The sequence below is a fragment of the Rhodoglobus sp. genome (assembly GCF_053580035.1).
This window is the reverse complement of record NZ_JBMDVL010000001.1, coordinates 590301-604933: the sequence shown is the minus strand read 5'-3', so window position 1 is coordinate 604933 and position 14633 is coordinate 590301. Positions and strand designations below refer to the sequence as shown.

Genomic DNA, 14633 nt, shown 5'->3' with positions numbered 1-14633 from the left:
GTGTCGCGGGCTACAAGCCGCGCAGCTTCTCTCGCAGTTGGTCAAGGGTGGGTGCGCCGGCAAAGCCATCCGGGGTGACATAGCGGCGGCAGGCAAGCCCGACCGGGGCATCCGGCTGGGCGAAGGGATCCACGCCATCGAAGAGGATGCTCGGTGACCCGCGGAACCCCACACGCTCAGCTTCTTCGACCGTGTCGACCAGGTGTCGCGACACCGTGATCTGCGGGAACTCTTGGACGAGCTCGGTGATGTGCTGATCGGCAACCTTCCAGTTAGGGCAGCCCTCGAAGTATTGCAGCGTGATCTCCATACCCTCACGGTAACCCCTGAAGTGCGCGTGAAGCTGGAGCGGTGATTCTGACGGGATCGTGGCCTGTCAGAACTCGTAGATCTCAGTGAGCTCATCCGACAGCAGCACAGTGTGCGGAAGTTCGCGCAGATCGTCGGCGTCAACCGCGATGCCGCGGAGCTGTGCGGCCTCGGCATACGCTTCCCACGGAAACGAATCGGGTTTTGCGGCGTCATCGTTGCGAATCAGATCGAGAACTTCTGAGATCACCTCGGCTGCGGATCGTTTCCACGAAACGACGTCGCCACCCCCATGTCGGGATACGGTCACGCCGCGATCCATGTCGAGACGGATCATCGAATCATCCGAAAGTCGCAGATACTGGGTCATCTTCATACTCATGTGCGGCCCTGTGTTTTCTGGAACCGGATCATCGAGTTCACACATGATGACCAGACCGGTCACCGACAGGGTCGAGAGATCGAAGGGCAGACGATGCAGGATCTCGGGGCGTTCGGCACCCTGTCTGATCGGCGCATAACTTCCCTGCTCATCGTTATCTGCCATGGTTCGCAGTTTAGATCTTCGGCGTCGCAGAGCGGCGGTAATTTGAGAGTGTCCAGGAGGTCGAGAGTGTGATGCAGCCAACCGTTATCAGCATGAGTATGGCTCACCGACCCCAAGCAGGAAGCTGGGGCCTGTGAGCCATACGAGCACGTTGATGGTTCCGGAAATTAGCCGAAGATGCGAATCGCGTACATCACTGCAAGGAATACCAAGAACGCGAGACCGAGCAAGCTAAGAACTAACTGGGGCACGCCGATGCGTAGGCTGCCGCGATCCTTGTGGCGTCCGAGGATTACCATTACGACTCCGATAAGTGGCACGGCAAGAATCGTGACCGCCTGGGCCGTGATGATGAGCTGAATCGGAATGCCGCCGAAGATCGCCGCAACAATCCCACCGAGCACGATCACAAATGAGATGCAGAGCTTGACCGGTGTTGAGGAGAGGCCACCGCGGTCGATACGGAAAACACCGGCGAGCATCGTTCCGCCAATGGTGGAGTTGCCGAGCATGGATGAGAATGCCGACGCCCACAGTCCAATGGCAAAGAGAACGACTGCCCACGATCCGATTGGTGCCAGAATCTGGGCCAATGCTGCCGGCGATGTTGCTGCGATACCCGCTGGGTTCAGAGTGGCGGCCGCAGCGATCATGATGATTGCTGACAGCAAGCCAAGAATCAGCGTTCCGAGAACAGCATCCCGTCGTGCAATTTTGTAGTCAGAGGGAGCCCAGCCTCTTTCACGAACGAGCTGAATCTGGTAGAGCGCCCCGACAACCGAGAACGTGGTTGCGGCGAGTCCCACAATGAGCGGCACAGACGCGTCAGGGATAGACGGGACCAATCCGCCGATGATTCCGGCGGGATCCGGGTTGCTGATGATTGCCGTAGTGATCATGGCCACGAGCATGATCAGAATGACCACGATCATGAGCTTCTCGAGCGCCGGATAGAACTTAGGGATCCAGACGAACAGGACTCCGATTATGGTGAAGCCGATCGCGAACAATCGTGGGTCGCCACCGAAGAGCAACTGGCCGGCAGCACCGGTGCCAGCGGAGTTGCCTGCCTGAAACGAGGTGACGACAAGGAACGAACCGATACCCACAACGATGGCGACGATGCCGGTGAGTCGGTGGGTGATCGTTCCGAGAATGCTGTCTTTGGTGCTGAGCCCGATGCGAACACCAATGTTCACAAAGCACAGCATGAGAATCGTCGCGATGACGGGAACCCAGAGCAGCTCATAGCCGAAGGTGGCGCCCATCGCGCTCGCGGTGGCGATTGATCCCGGGCCGAAGACAAGAGCAGCGGTGATAAAGGCTGGCCCGATGGATCCGAAAATGCCTTTCTTCGGTGCGACTCCGGAGGCACTCGGTGGGGCAATAGTGTTAGTCATTGCGTGAACTCTTTTCTGTGCGGTGAAATTCGCGCAGCGTCAGTGCTGCGTGAATGGTGTTGGCGACGATGGTCTGGGCTGAACTCCACGGCGTGGTGGTGCGGCCGAGTTGAGCGTTTCGTACGAGCTCATCAGCAAGTTCTGCGAAACCTAACGAATCGTTCGCATTGGTGGATGACAGGGTCAACGAATGCGTGCCGGTGGCGGTGAAGACATCCACCGCATATACCTCAGGGCCGGGAGTTCCCGTGACGGTGAGGGCAAGAGGCACGTTCGTTCCGCCGGGGGTCACGAGCCATCCATCTAACTGAGCTGTCTCTTCTGAGGTGCTCGCGGAGTTGATGGCGTGATGGATCCACCCTTGTGCCGGGCTGGCCAGTGTTGCCTGGGGGAGTAGCTGGTCGACTATTTCCCAAGCGTGAGTGCCAATAGTGACGAGGGTTCCCCCGCCGAGTTCGGGATCGTCTTGCCACTTTCGGCCTTCTGCAAGAAACATCGCGATGTCATGCTGAACAAGAATCCGCAGTCCCCAAATCTCTGCGCCAGCAGTCTGTTCGGCAAGCTCACGAAGGCGAGGAGCGAATCGGAGCACGGATGAGGTGCCCACGCGCTCAGGGGCGCTGTCGATTGCTGCAATCCAATTCCTCAGTTGCGTGTGGTTGGCGGCGACAACTTTATTGAAGAAGAGTGGTGCTGAGGTTTCGCTCAGCAGTGTCTTGGCATAAGCAGTTATCTCGTGGGGCCTCGCCGTGACGATGAACAGATCCGCGTCGAGTGTGATGAGCGCGTCGAGTGTGCTGGCGGCAGCGCAGGCGAAGCGCTCGGCGAAGATCTCTGCCTGGCTCGCATCGGAGTCGTAGACACCGACTACGTCAACCTCGACACCCTGTTCCTTGAGCCTGACAAGATTCGTGGCGTCGGTGAACGGATGCGAGTGTGCGAGGCCCGCGAAGGCAACGCGGATGGTGGTCACGGCGGCCTACCTCAACCAGTCGTCGCGATTCGCGGCGATGAACGCGTCATCGTTGAGCTCCGGGTAGGCGAGGCGCACTCGTACAATTTCTGCGGCTTGGCCTGCGGATAGTCCCTCATTGGGGTCGAGACACCAGGTGCCTTCGAGTAGTCCCTGCTGACGAAGCATTTCATGCACGCCAGCGATCACTCCGTGAAAATCGTTGGCCGGGTCGAATACCGCCTGGTTGAGATCAACCAGATCTGCGCTGCTACGGTTCAGGCGAACAAGCGCTTCTGCATCGCCGGCGGCAGCCAAATGAGCAGTCTTCAGCAGGCCGACTGCTGCGCGTGTACCCACTGCCCACTGACCAAGCAGGCCGCCGACGAAACGGAGCGTGCGCGGCCCGGTAGGGGAATCCACGTGAAATTCCGATTGCAAATCGGCGATGATTGCATCGTCATTTCCGGTGTAGAGCGAGATTTCATCCGCCCGTCCTGACTCTGCGACCCCTCTCATAAGCTCGAGCGTGCGGTAGCGATCGAAGGGGGCCGCCTTGACGGCAACGACTGAGGGTATCGCGGCGAATTCTCGCCAGAACGCGCGGCTGAGGTTGGGCCCACCAATTGCGGTTTGCAGATAGAACCCAATGATCGGGAGCACCTCGCCGACTGCACGTGCCCGTTCGAGAAGGCTCTGCTCGTCTGCTCCTGCGACCCGCGGGCTTACGAGCACCGCATCGTATCCGAGCGAGCGAGCGAGCGTTGCTTCGGCGACAGCTTGCGCGGTGTCTCCGGTCACTCCAGCGATGCGGATGATGCCCTCGTCACCATGATTGTTGATCTCTTCGGCAGCAAGCGCGAGAACTGGCTCGAACAGGTTGTGCTCTGGGTCACGAATCTCAAATTGTGTCGTGTGGACCCCGACTGCGATCCCACCGGTGCCAGCGGCAAGGTAGTAGCGGCTGAGTGCGCGCTGTCGCCGTTCATCGAGTGTGCGTTCCGCGGTGAGTGCGAGTGGGTGTGCCGGAATGACGACTCCGGCCGAGAGCGAGGCGGCGGCGGAAGGGCGAAGCTGGGGGATGACGCTCATTAGAACTTTCCGTCTCGAGTAGCCCACTTCGTCGGTTTGGCGGTCATCGGCAACCCCGCTTCGATCCACTGCGCTTGCCACTGGATGAGGGTCTCGGCAGAGACGCTGGGGTAGCCGAAGAGTGACATGCACTTGCGGGAATCGTTCAGCAGTGCCGTCGGTTGTGGCTCGCCGACGATTGTCACATCGCGCTCCAGCAGTTCGCCCATCCGGCGCGCGATGGATTCGACGCTCAGCGTTTCGGGCCCGGTGAGATTGATGGTGAACACCTCTGAGCTGGCGTGCGTAAGGCTTCGCAGTACCACTTCGTTCGCATAGCCCTGCCAAATCACGTTGACGTTCGCTGTCTCGATTGAGACCGGTTCGCCGGCATGAACTGCGCTGACAATGTCTGCGAGCACACCGTAGCGGAGGTCTACTGCGTAGTTGAGGCGAACGATAGCAACACTCGTTCCGCGCTCCTGCGCCGCGAACTCAAAGACACGTTCACGGCCAAGGCATGACTGTGCATATTCCCCGATGGGAGCCGGCGCGACACCTTCTGAGGCTCCGCCGGTGGCCGGAGAAACGAAGGGATAAATGTTGCCGGTCGACAGCGCAACGATCGAACTTGAGCGGTAGCGGCGAGCAATGCGGTCGGGAAGAGCAGCGTTCACTTCCCACGCCCAGGAGGGGCTAGTGGCTGCACCGAACTTGGCGCCCACCATGAAGACAACATTGGGAGCATCCGGCAGTGAGTCCAAGCTCTCACTTTCGATGAGATCGAAGGGGATGACTTTCACACCAGCGGCCGTTAGTCCCTCGCGAACTGACTGCTCGGCGAATCGAGAGACCGCATAAACCGTATCGCCGGAGCGGCCAGCGGCATCGAGCGCTTTGCGCGCCAGTACTGCAAGCGTCGGGCCCATCTTGCCCCCGGCACCGAGTATGACGAGGTCGCCGGTTCCCTGAGAGAAGTCGCTGATCAAGCCTGCGCTCGGTGTGACAAGTTGCTCTTCCAACTCGGCTTCGGAAGCAAATCCCTTAGTCATACTCGATCCTCCATTGGTCGCGTGTCGGTAATTCAACACTAGGTTGTGATAATTAGCAACCAGCAACGTCAATGTCTCGATTTTGAGCGGTAACGGCGTGAAATGATTGCGTTATTCGTCTGAGATATTAGAAGTAATTGAGTGCGGTCGAGCGCACGGGAAGCTAGAGTTAATCCTTAGATCGCCTCGGATTTGTGAAGGGCGGTTGTTCACAAATCGGAGGTGTAATGCAGACCCCAGCAACGCCATCGCACGCTACTCGGGTGGCACTTCATCTTCGAGACAGCGGTCCAGATGCCGTAAATGGCATTGCTCAATCACTTCAGATCTCCCGCACGTCAGTAGAAAATGTGCTTGGCACCCTCGCGCAGGCGGAGATCGTTACCCGCACAACTGTGCCGGGTGCGGGGGTCGGGCGGCCATCCAGATCGTATGAGTTCACTGGTTCTCAGGGCTATGTTGCTGGTGTCGACGTGGGCAAGGCGAGCATTAGGGTTGTGATCTCTGACCTGCGCGGTGTTGTTCTCGCCGACCATGTCGGGCCGGGCGCTGATGGGTATTCAGACGGTGCAGCCAAATTGGGCGCGGTCACTCACGAGGTGAAACGAGCTTTTAGTGCAGCAGCACTCCCAGTGAAGAGACTCCGAGCAGTGGGCCTTTCTCTTCCTGGCATCGTTGATGAGTCGGGGTTTGTTCTCACGTCTGTGGTGATCCCGGAATGGTCTGGTGTTGAAATAGGTGTGTATCTGCAGCAAGAACTTGGCGCGGTGGTCACCGTTGACAACGGTGTGCGGCTTGCAGCCGTTGCGGAACATCATCTCGGCGCAGCACAACTTGTCAACGACATCCTCTACCTTTCGGTGGGTAATCGTATTGCGGTGGGTCTCATTCTTGATGGCAAGCCGCGTCGCGGCGCCCACGATGCGGCAGGCGATGTGGGGCGGTTGGCCTTCCCTGGGGTGCAGCCGCTGACGGGCGAGATTGCGTGGGAGAGCGGCGAGAACGCGGCTGTTGTGTTCTCGCGGGCGCGTGATGGCGATCTCTCAGCGCAGCGGGAGATTGCAAGTTTTATTGAACGTGTGGCTCGCCCCCTCGCCACTCTGATGATGACGGTCGACCCCGCGCGAGTGGTGATCGGAGGAGGCCTGTCTCGTGCACACGAGGAGTTTTTGCGCCCGCTCACCGAGAGTGTGCGCAAGCACATTCAGCTCCCTTTTGAGATCCCTATTGTCGAGGCCCGACTCGGCGATGAGGCAGCAGCGCACGGTGCTCTCGTTCTCGCGTTCCGCCGCAAGTCATTTGAGATCTACGGGCTCGATGGCATGACAGTTCCCACAATCGCGCCACTCTAAGTGGGTCGGGGCGATATTGACAGACGCCGCGCGGGGCTGCTCATAGCTGGGTAGCGACAGATACTCCTCAAACGTGTTGACCATGGCGTGCGCGGCACGGTCGAGGTACGCCCAGATTTCGGCGTCGTAGAGCGGCGGTAGTTCGAGAGTGTCGAGGGCGTTGCGCATGTGATGCAGCCAGCGGTCACGGGCATCCGGGTTCACCTTGAAGGGCATGTGGCGCTGGCGCAGGCGGGGGTGCCCGCGTTCCTGGCTGTACGTGTTCGGGCCGCCCCAATACTGTTCCAAGAAACCCGTCAGGCGCTGGATGGCACCCTCGAGGTCGGGCTGCTCCGGATACATCGGCAGCAGAACCTCATCCGTTGCCACACCCACATAGAACTCGCGCACCAACTTCTCGAACGTGTCGCGACCACCAATAAGTTCCCACATCGAATCGGCCGGAGCATCCGGAGTCACCGCCGGTTTCGCGATGATGCGAATCTTCGGGCGCTTCGCGGGCTCCGCCGCGTTCGCAGTCTCGGCTACGTTCTCGGCGCCGGCGCCAGCTGCATTCTCAGGCTCAGCTACATTCTCAGAGTCGGTCATTTCTTGGGCTTCTCCTCGCCGAAGTTCACGGGCACCGGGCGCGTGCGGGGCGGTCGTGCACCGCGCACACTGGCAGCACCCTCAAAGCCACTCAACACGATCGAGTTCAAAGCGGGAAGTTTGACACCCGCCTCATCCAAATCCTTCTTCAAACGAGCCCGCAGCTCGCGAGCAACATCATCCTTCGTCGCGGATGCCGTCTTCACCACCAGGCGAACCACCACCGCCTCCGACGAAATAGATTCAATGCCCCAAATCTCGGGCTGCTCCAAGATGCGAGTCGTCCACTTGGGAGTCTTATAGAGGTCGACGGCGGTTTTCAGGATGCGCTCCTGCACGGCATCCACATCGGAGTCGTAGGGCACAGCAAGATCAATGATCACGCGCGCCCACCCCTGCGACATATTGCCGACCCGGGTGATCTCACCGTTGCGCACAAACCACAGGGTTCCGTTCACATCGCGCACCTGTGTGGTGCGGATGTCGACCGACTCCACGACACCCACAGCGGGGCCTAGATCAACAATGTCGCCAACGCCCAACTGATCCTCGGCGACCATAAAGAGGCCGTTCAGCACGTCTTTGACCACGTTCTGGGCACCAAAACCCAGACCAGCACCGGTCGCCGCAGTGATGAGAGCGAAGGCGCCCGTGGCACCGGGAACAAAAAGATTGAAGAGCAGAAGCAGCACGACGATCACAATGGCAACCGTGACCAGACTAGAAAGCACCCCGCCCAGAGTGCGAGTGCGCTGCACAACACGAACGGCCGCCAGTGGCGAGGTCATCAAGACCTGAGTGTCGTGAATATTCTCTTTGTGCTTCACACCATTAACGATGCGGTCAACGACGCGCTTGATGACGAACAGCAAGACGAAGCGCAAAAGCCACGCGACAACAACAATCGTCAGGCCCTGCAGCAGCCGCGAACCCTCATAAAAACCGCTGATTGCAACCCACAGGCCGCCCAACGTGAAATCTTCCATGCTGGGAGCCTAGCGAGCGACTGCTGAATAGTCGCCGCTAGGCTCCCGCACGACCACCCGAAGGCGGCTGAAAAGGGGTTAGGAGTTGTCGCGAGCCTGAACTACCAGCGCACGCTCAACCCCCGCAAGGTTCTCCACGATGATGCGGCGCAAAGCCGGAACATCAGGGTTCGCCTCAAGCCACGCGTTCGTGGCATCCACAAGCCCCTGGTTAGCCAACGGTGCCGGGTAGAGGCCACGCAGAACCATCTCGGCAATCGCGTAGCTACGGTTGTTCCACACATCGTTGATTGCCTCGAAGTACGGAGCCACAAAAGCCTCCAACACAGCGGGGTCGTTCACGTGGGTGTAGCCCGTCGTCACGTTACGCACGATCGCGTTCGGCGCCTTGTCACTCTTCACGAGCGAATCAAACGCGGCCTGCTTGCCCGCTTCGGTCGGAATCGTGGCGCGAACCCGAGCCGCAGCCTGCTGGCCGTTTGCTGTCTTGTCCTTGGCGAGAGCCTCATCCACTTCAGCATCACCGGCAGCACCATTGAGCACGAGGCCCTCCAGCAGCTCCCAGCTCAAATCAGTATCAATCTCGAGACCCTCCAGCGTGGTCGAACCGCTGAGCAGAGCGCGAAGAACCGCGACGTGCTGTTCGGTGGATGCCACATTCGCGAAATACTTCACGAACTGGAACTGAGCATCCGAACCAGCCTCAGCACTCTGAGCGAGACCCCAGAGCGTGTCGCCGATCTTCTCGACCGTCGCGGCACGACGCTCAGGCGCAACGTACTGCTTAGCAACCAACACGAGCTGAGCGAGTGTGGTGCGGATGGTGGTCGACTCGCTCTCCGAAGCGATGTTGTTCAGAACGAGGGCAACATAATCGCTGGCCGGAGTTTCAGAATCACGAGCGGCATCCCACGCGGCACCCCACACGATGGCACGAGCCAGCGGGTCAGTGATGTCCGAGAGGTGCTTCATGGCCACAGCAAGCGAGGAGTCATCGAGACGGATCTTCGCGTACGCGAGGTCGTCGTCGTTGATCAGGATGAGGTCGGGGCGCTTCGTGCCGACAAGCTCAGGAACCTCAGTGCGCTCACCCTCAACATCGATCTCGATGCGGTGGTGACGAACAAGCTTGTCGCCCTCCAACGAGTAGTAACCAATAGCGAGACGGTGCGGGCGAATCGTGGGGTAGTCGTCAGCTGCGGTCTGAACGATCGCGAAGCTTTCGACGGTTCCGTCTTCGGCAGTCACCACATCCGGACGCAGCGTGTTCACACCAGCGGTCTCAAGCCAGAGCTTGCTCCACTCCATGAGCTCGCGGCCACTGGTCTTCTCAAGCTCGACCAGTAGATCCTTGAGTTCGGAGTTGCCGTAGGCGTGCTTCGTGAAGTACGCGGCGACACCGGCCATGAACGCTTCGAGGCCAACCCAGGCAACGAGCTGCTTGAGAATCGAGCCGCCCTTGGCGTAGGTGATGCCGTCGAAGTTGACGAGAACATCATCGAGGTCATTGATCGAGGCGTAAACGGGGTGGGTGGAAGGAAGCTGATCCTGCTTGTAGGCCCAGCTCTTCTCCATGGCCGCGAACGTGGTCCACGCTTCAGTCCACTCGGTGGCTTCAGCAGTCGCGATAGTCGATGCCCACTCGGCGAATGACTCGTTGAGCCACAGGTCGTTCCACCACTTCATGGTGACGAGGTCGCCGAACCACATGTGAGCCAGCTCGTGCAGAATCGTGACGACGCGACGTTCCTTGATGGCGTCGGTCACCTTCGAGCGGAACACGTAGGTTTCGGTGAACGTGACAGCGCCCGCGTTCTCCATAGCGCCCGCATTGAACTCGGGCACAAACATCTGGTCGTACTTGGGGAAAGGGTAGGGGTACTGGAAGTGCTTCTCGAAGTACTCGAAACCCTGCTTAGTCTTCTCGAAAATGTAGTCAGCATCGAGGAACTCGCTCAGCGACGCACGCGTGAAGATGCCGAGGGGGATGACGCGGCCATCGCTTGAGGTGAGCTCGTCGCGAACCTCGGCATACGGACCAGCCACGATCGCGGTGATGTAGCTCGACATGATCTGAGTGGGTGGGAACTCCCACGTGGCATTCTCTCCATCCACTGTTGGAGTCGGCGTGGGGGAGTTGCTGATAATGGCCCAGCGTGCCGGCGCGGTCACCGTGAACTGGAACGTTGCCTTGAGGTCAGGCTGCTCGAACACAGCGAAAACACGGCGCGAATCCGGCACCTCGAACTGCGAGTAGAGGTAAACCTCATCGTCAACAGGGTCAACGAAGCGGTGCAGGCCCTCACCGGTGTTGGTGTATTCGGCATCCGCCACAACCTCAAGAACGTTGTTCTCAGCAAGGTTGTCGAGCTGGATGCGCACACCATCGTTCACGGCAGCAACATCAAGAGCGGTGCCGTTGAGCGTGACCGAATCAACCGTGCGGGTGATCGAATCAATGAAAGTGGATGCGCCAGCAGTGGCAGTAAAGCGAACAGTCGTGCTGCTCTTAAACGTCTCAGGACCCGTTGTGAGGTCAAGCGCAATCTCATAGCTGTCAACGTTGACAATCGCTTTACGTTCTTGCGCTTCAACACGGGTGAGGTTCTCTCCGGGCACGTACAACTCCTTCGTTTTGGGGCGGTTTGTGGCCGCACCCAACTAGCTTATGCCGCGCCCCCTTAATGTCAGCACTACAGCCCGGATGCGACCGTAGACTGAACGAATGCGCATCCATATCGCCACCGATCATGCTGGCCTCGAGTTCAGTGCCACCCTGCAGCAGCACCTCACCGATGCAGGTCACGAAGTGATCGATCACGGTCCCGTTCAGTACGACGCCCTCGACGATTACCCTGGGTTCTGCATTGCCGCAGCCCGTGGCGTTGCCGCTGACCAGACCGCCGGTGTCGAAGCCCTCGGTGTTGTCTTCGGTGGTTCGGGCAATGGCGAGCAGATCGCCGCAAACAAGGTGAAAGGCATCCGCGCCGCCCTCGTCTGGAATGACTCGACCGCGGCTCTCGCGCGCCAGCACAACGACGCCAACGTCATCTCCATTGGCGCACGCCAGCACACCGTCGACGAAGCCACCCGTTTCATTGACCTCTTCATTGCCGAGCCCTTCTCCGGCGACGAGCGTCACGCCCGCCGCATCGCTCAGCTCGCCGAGTACGAGACGACAGGCACCATCGCCGCGCACCCCTTCGAGAACTAATGCCTGAGGGGCACTCCGTACATCGCATTGCGCGCCAGTTCGCGCTGCACTTCGTCGGCAAAACCGTCGCAGTGTCGTCACCTCAAGGCCGCTTTGCTGCGGGTGCTGAACGCATCGACGGGCTCCGGATGCTCAGCGCCAAAGCCGTGGGCAAGCAGATGTTCCTCGAATTCGAGCACGACCGCTGGCTGCGCGTGCACCTCGGGCTCTACGGAGCCTGGGATTTCGCCGGCAACTTCACCGCAGACGCCACCACGGCATCCGCTGCTGGTCGTATGGGGCAAACCAACCAGCACGGAACCGTTATTGATGGTGCGGCTGTTGATGGTGCGGATGCCGGTGGTTCGATTGCTAGCGGCGCAGTTCGTCGCGACACGGTCGTGGGGGAGCACGAAGACTCCCTCGCGAGCATCGGTGCCCCACGACGCACACGCTTGCGGATGTCTGAGCAAGAAAAAGCCAGCGATGCGCCTTTAGAATTCCCGCCTGAGCCCATCGGCGCCGTTCGAGTTCGCCTCCTGACCGAAACCACCTGTGCTGACCTGCGCGGGCCAACGGCCTGCGAAGTACTGAATCCTGACGAAGTGCAGATCGCGCTCAACAAGCTCGGGCCCGACCCGCTCGTCGATGACAATGGCGAGGCCGAAGAACGCTTCGTCGCCACCGTGCGCAAAAAGCAGACAGCTATCGGCATCCTGCTCATGGATCAATCGGTCGTCAGCGGCATCGGCAATGTTTACCGCGCCGAAATTTTGTTCCGCGCTCGCCTCGACCCGCACACACCGGGCAAGCTCATTCCCCAAGAGCTGTTGCGCGAACTCTGGCGGGACTGGGCGCGTCTGCTCGAAATCGGTGTGCGCACCGGGCAGATGATGACCATGGAAGGCCTCACCGGCGACGACTACACGGCCGCGCTCGCAAACCGCGCCGACCGACACTGGGTTTATCACCGTGAGGGTCTCCCGTGCCGCGTGTGTGGAACGAATATCGCCATGGAACTGGCCTCGGCGCGCAAACTGTACTGGTGCCCTAATTGTCAGGCACCATTAGGCACCAACCCTCAGGGAGGCTGACATGCGACACACCCCCACCTACGTCATCACTGACCCGGCTGAAGTGCGCCGACTCGTCAGCGAAAACCCGTGGGCCACGATCGTGTCACCAACCTCGAACGGCATGGTCGCCTCGCACTATCCAGTGATGCTCGAAGAGCGCGACGATCAGATCAGTCTCGTCAGTCACTTCGGGCGCCCCGATGACGAACTGCACGAACTCGGCCAGCACGAAGTACTCGTCATTATTCAGGGACCGCACGGCTACATTTCGTCAAGCTGGTACCCCGAAGGCGATGACATCCCCACCTGGAACCATGCCACCGCCCACCTTTACGGCACTCCCGAGATCCTCAGTGAAGAAGAGAATTTTCGGGTGCTGAGTGAACTCGTTGATCACTTCGAACACCACGTTGAGCATCCGGTCAGCCTCAAGGATGACGAAGCCGGCGCTCGCCGCACCGCCAAAGGAACCGTCGGCCTGCGTATCGTCATCGACCGCTTTGACGCCCGCCTGAAGATGAGCCAAAACAAAAAGCCAGAAGTGCACCAGCACATCGTGGATGAACTCAACTCAAATGGCACGTACAGTAGCCCAGAACTGGCCGCAGAAATGATAAGGGCACGACCGAGTGAAACTGAGTAACGCCCGCATCGTCGGAGATGATGCAACACGTTTCGTAGACGTGACCCTCACCGAGGGACGAATCTCATCCATCGAGCCGCACGACGCTTCGGCGGCCGAAGCACACGACGAAATCGTCGACCTTGACGGCCGCTGGATCATGCCCGGTCTCTGGGATCAGCACGTGCACTCCAGCATGTGGGCCCAACTGTCCCAGCGAATCGACCTGAGCCACACCACCTCAGCGACCGAAGTCGCGGTCACTCTCGCCACCTCCGTTCTGGCGCACTCCGATGGCATCATCGTCGGCCAAGGATTTCGGGATGCACTCTGGCCAGACCAGCCCACCCGGGCGCTGCTCGACTCCGCCGTTGCCGACATCGCCGTCGTGCTCGTCAGTGGCGACCTGCACTCCTGCTGGCTCAATAGCCTCGCTCTTGAACGGTTCGGCTTCTACGAGCATCCGACAGGATTTCTTCGTGAAGAAGAAGCCTTTGCGGTGGGAAGCGCACTCAGCCGAGTCGAACCCGAAATTCTCGATGGCTGGATTCGCGACAGCGCGCAAGAAGCAGCATCGCGGGGAGTCGTCGGCATTGTCGACCTCGAAATGACGTGGGAGTTCGACAACTGGCACCGCCGCATGCTCGAAGGCTTCGACCTGTTCCGGGTGCGGGTTGGCGTTTACCCACGATTTCTCGAACGAGCAATTTCCGAAGGCCTCGCAACCGGGCAACGACTCGCCCCATTGCTCGAGGTCGGGCCATTCAAAGTCATCACCGATGGCTCGCTCAACACCCGAACCGCGTACTGCATGGAGTCCTACCCCGGAGATGGCGAAAACCGGGGAATGCTAAATATCCCCACCGATGAACTCATCGACTGGATTCGCACCGCAAGTGACGCCGGCCTTTCGCCGGCCGTGCACGCCATCGGTGACGACGCCAACCGGCTTGCCCTCGACGCTTTCGAAGCCGTCGGATGCGGTGGCCGCATCGAGCACGCCCAGTTGCTTTCCCCCGAAGACATTCCTCGTTTCGCCGCTCTCGGAATTGCCGCGAGCGTGCAACCCGAACACGCCATGGATGACCGAGATGTAGCGGACGCTTACTGGGCTGGTCGCACCCACCGCACCATCGCGTTGCGAGCGTTGCTCGACGCTGGCGCGGAACTCCTCATGGGTTCTGACGCTCCGGTCGCTCCGCTTGACCCGTGGGCCACCATCGCCTCGGCGGTCAGTCGCAGTCGCGATGGGCGCGAGCCGTGGCATCCAGAACAGTGCATCACTATCGACGAAGCATTGCGGGCATCGACCCAGTCAATAATCGCCGTCGGCGAGGTCGCCGACATTCTGGTGACACGAAAAAACCCGCTCGACTGCAGCGGTGAAGAACTGCGGGCGATGCGGGTTGATGCGACGATTCTTGATGGTCGCTTCACTCACAACGAGTTGTAGAACAACACATCGCAGGCAAAGCGACCACCAGA

Annotated in this window: 13 protein-coding genes and 1 pseudogene; 5 read left to right on the top strand and 9 right to left on the bottom strand. The window is 59.9% G+C overall.

The features are described 5' to 3' along the window. Positions 1 to 10: 10 nt before the first annotated feature. From ACOH1Z_RS02900 to ACOH1Z_RS02875, 6 genes are all read right to left on the bottom strand, one after another. On the bottom strand, positions 11 to 310 hold the full coding sequence (locus ACOH1Z_RS02900; RefSeq protein WP_449646985.1) for a thioredoxin family protein: 300 nt from the start codon (positions 308 to 310) through the stop codon (positions 11 to 13). 66 nt (positions 311 to 376) lie between these two features. Then, positions 377 to 856, bottom strand: coding sequence for a hypothetical protein (locus ACOH1Z_RS02895; RefSeq protein ID WP_449646984.1), 480 nt, complete (start codon positions 854 to 856; stop codon positions 377 to 379). A 167-nt stretch (positions 857 to 1023) separates the two neighbouring features. Further along, complete coding sequence (locus ACOH1Z_RS02890; protein WP_449646983.1) at positions 1024 to 2256, bottom strand: Nramp family divalent metal transporter; 1233 nt, start codon at positions 2254 to 2256, stop codon at positions 1024 to 1026. Then, a complete protein-coding gene (locus ACOH1Z_RS02885) occupies positions 2249 to 3229 on the bottom strand; it encodes a Gfo/Idh/MocA family oxidoreductase (RefSeq protein WP_449646982.1) in 981 nt (326 codons plus the stop codon). Before ACOH1Z_RS02885 ends, ACOH1Z_RS02890 begins: the two co-directional genes overlap by 8 nt. A 6-nt stretch (positions 3230 to 3235) precedes the next feature. Then, positions 3236 to 4300, bottom strand: a complete 1065-nt coding sequence (locus ACOH1Z_RS02880; RefSeq protein WP_449646981.1) for a dihydrodipicolinate synthase family protein — start codon at positions 4298 to 4300, stop codon at positions 3236 to 3238. Beyond that, positions 4300 to 5331 carry an NAD-dependent epimerase/dehydratase family protein gene (locus ACOH1Z_RS02875; protein WP_449646980.1) on the bottom strand — a complete coding sequence of 344 codons (1032 nt, stop codon included), beginning with the start codon at positions 5329 to 5331 and terminating at the stop codon, positions 4300 to 4302. The genes ACOH1Z_RS02880 and ACOH1Z_RS02875 overlap by 1 nt, the downstream gene beginning before the upstream one ends. Positions 5332 to 5558: 227 nt before the next feature. Here ACOH1Z_RS02875 and ACOH1Z_RS02870 point away from each other — a divergent pair, with 227 nt between their 5' ends. After that, a complete protein-coding gene (locus ACOH1Z_RS02870; protein WP_449646979.1) occupies positions 5559 to 6683 on the top strand; it encodes an ROK family protein in 1125 nt (374 codons plus the stop codon). 63 nt (positions 6684 to 6746) lie between these two features. Here ACOH1Z_RS02870 and ACOH1Z_RS02865 read toward each other — a convergent pair. The 3 genes and pseudogenes from ACOH1Z_RS02865 to pepN all read right to left on the bottom strand — a co-directional run. Beyond that, positions 6747 to 7115: pseudogene (locus tag ACOH1Z_RS02865) on the bottom strand (globin); the annotation flags it as partial. Between the two features lie 152 nt (positions 7116 to 7267). Further along, complete coding sequence (locus tag ACOH1Z_RS02860) at positions 7268 to 8257, bottom strand: mechanosensitive ion channel family protein (RefSeq protein WP_449646978.1); 990 nt, start codon at positions 8255 to 8257, stop codon at positions 7268 to 7270. A 78-nt stretch (positions 8258 to 8335) separates the two neighbouring features. Beyond that, positions 8336 to 10876 (bottom strand): aminopeptidase N, encoded by a 2541-nt coding sequence (gene pepN / locus ACOH1Z_RS02855; RefSeq protein WP_449646977.1) that lies wholly within the window; start codon positions 10874 to 10876, stop codon positions 8336 to 8338. A gap of 106 nt (positions 10877 to 10982) precedes the next feature. Here pepN and ACOH1Z_RS02850 point away from each other — a divergent pair, with 106 nt between their 5' ends. The 4 genes from ACOH1Z_RS02850 to ACOH1Z_RS02835 are packed head-to-tail and all read left to right on the top strand — an operon-like array spanning position 10983 to position 14601. Next, positions 10983 to 11471, top strand: a complete 489-nt coding sequence (locus ACOH1Z_RS02850) for a ribose-5-phosphate isomerase (RefSeq protein WP_449646976.1) — start codon at positions 10983 to 10985, stop codon at positions 11469 to 11471. Further along, entirely contained in the window at positions 11471 to 12544 is a 1074-nt protein-coding gene (locus ACOH1Z_RS02845) for an Fpg/Nei family DNA glycosylase (RefSeq protein WP_449646975.1), read from the top strand. The genes ACOH1Z_RS02850 and ACOH1Z_RS02845 overlap by 1 nt, the downstream gene beginning before the upstream one ends. 1 nt (position 12545) lies before the next feature. Then, complete coding sequence (locus ACOH1Z_RS02840) at positions 12546 to 13169, top strand: FMN-binding negative transcriptional regulator (protein ID WP_449646974.1); 624 nt, start codon at positions 12546 to 12548, stop codon at positions 13167 to 13169. Further along, positions 13156 to 14601 carry an amidohydrolase gene (locus ACOH1Z_RS02835; RefSeq protein WP_449646973.1) on the top strand — a complete coding sequence of 482 codons (1446 nt, stop codon included), beginning with the start codon at positions 13156 to 13158 and terminating at the stop codon, positions 14599 to 14601. The genes ACOH1Z_RS02840 and ACOH1Z_RS02835 overlap by 14 nt, the downstream gene beginning before the upstream one ends. Positions 14602 to 14633: the final 32 nt, after the last annotated feature.

Bases quoted from the DNA above. Each gene is read 5' to 3' on its own strand.
- ACOH1Z_RS02860 (WP_449646978.1), bottom strand. From the start codon at position 8,257: ATGGAAGATTTCACGTTGGGCGGCCTGTGGGTTGCAATCAGCGGTTTT.
- ACOH1Z_RS02890 (WP_449646983.1), bottom strand. From the start codon at position 2,256: ATGACTAACACTATTGCCCCACCGAGTGCCTCCGGAGTCGCACCGAAG.
- ACOH1Z_RS02875 (WP_449646980.1), bottom strand. From the start codon at position 5,331: ATGACTAAGGGATTTGCTTCCGAAGCCGAGTTGGAAGAGCAACTTGTC.
- ACOH1Z_RS02880 (WP_449646981.1), bottom strand. From the start codon at position 4,300: ATGAGCGTCATCCCCCAGCTTCGCCCTTCCGCCGCCGCCTCGCTCTCG.
- ACOH1Z_RS02845 (WP_449646975.1), top strand. From the start codon at position 11,471: ATGCCTGAGGGGCACTCCGTACATCGCATTGCGCGCCAGTTCGCGCTG.
- ACOH1Z_RS02840 (WP_449646974.1), top strand. From the start codon at position 12,546: ATGCGACACACCCCCACCTACGTCATCACTGACCCGGCTGAAGTGCGC.
- ACOH1Z_RS02895 (WP_449646984.1), bottom strand. From the start codon at position 856: ATGGCAGATAACGATGAGCAGGGAAGTTATGCGCCGATCAGACAGGGT.
- ACOH1Z_RS02850 (WP_449646976.1), top strand. From the start codon at position 10,983: ATGCGCATCCATATCGCCACCGATCATGCTGGCCTCGAGTTCAGTGCC.
- ACOH1Z_RS02870 (WP_449646979.1), top strand. From the start codon at position 5,559: ATGCAGACCCCAGCAACGCCATCGCACGCTACTCGGGTGGCACTTCAT.
- ACOH1Z_RS02900 (WP_449646985.1), bottom strand. From the start codon at position 310: ATGGAGATCACGCTGCAATACTTCGAGGGCTGCCCTAACTGGAAGGTT.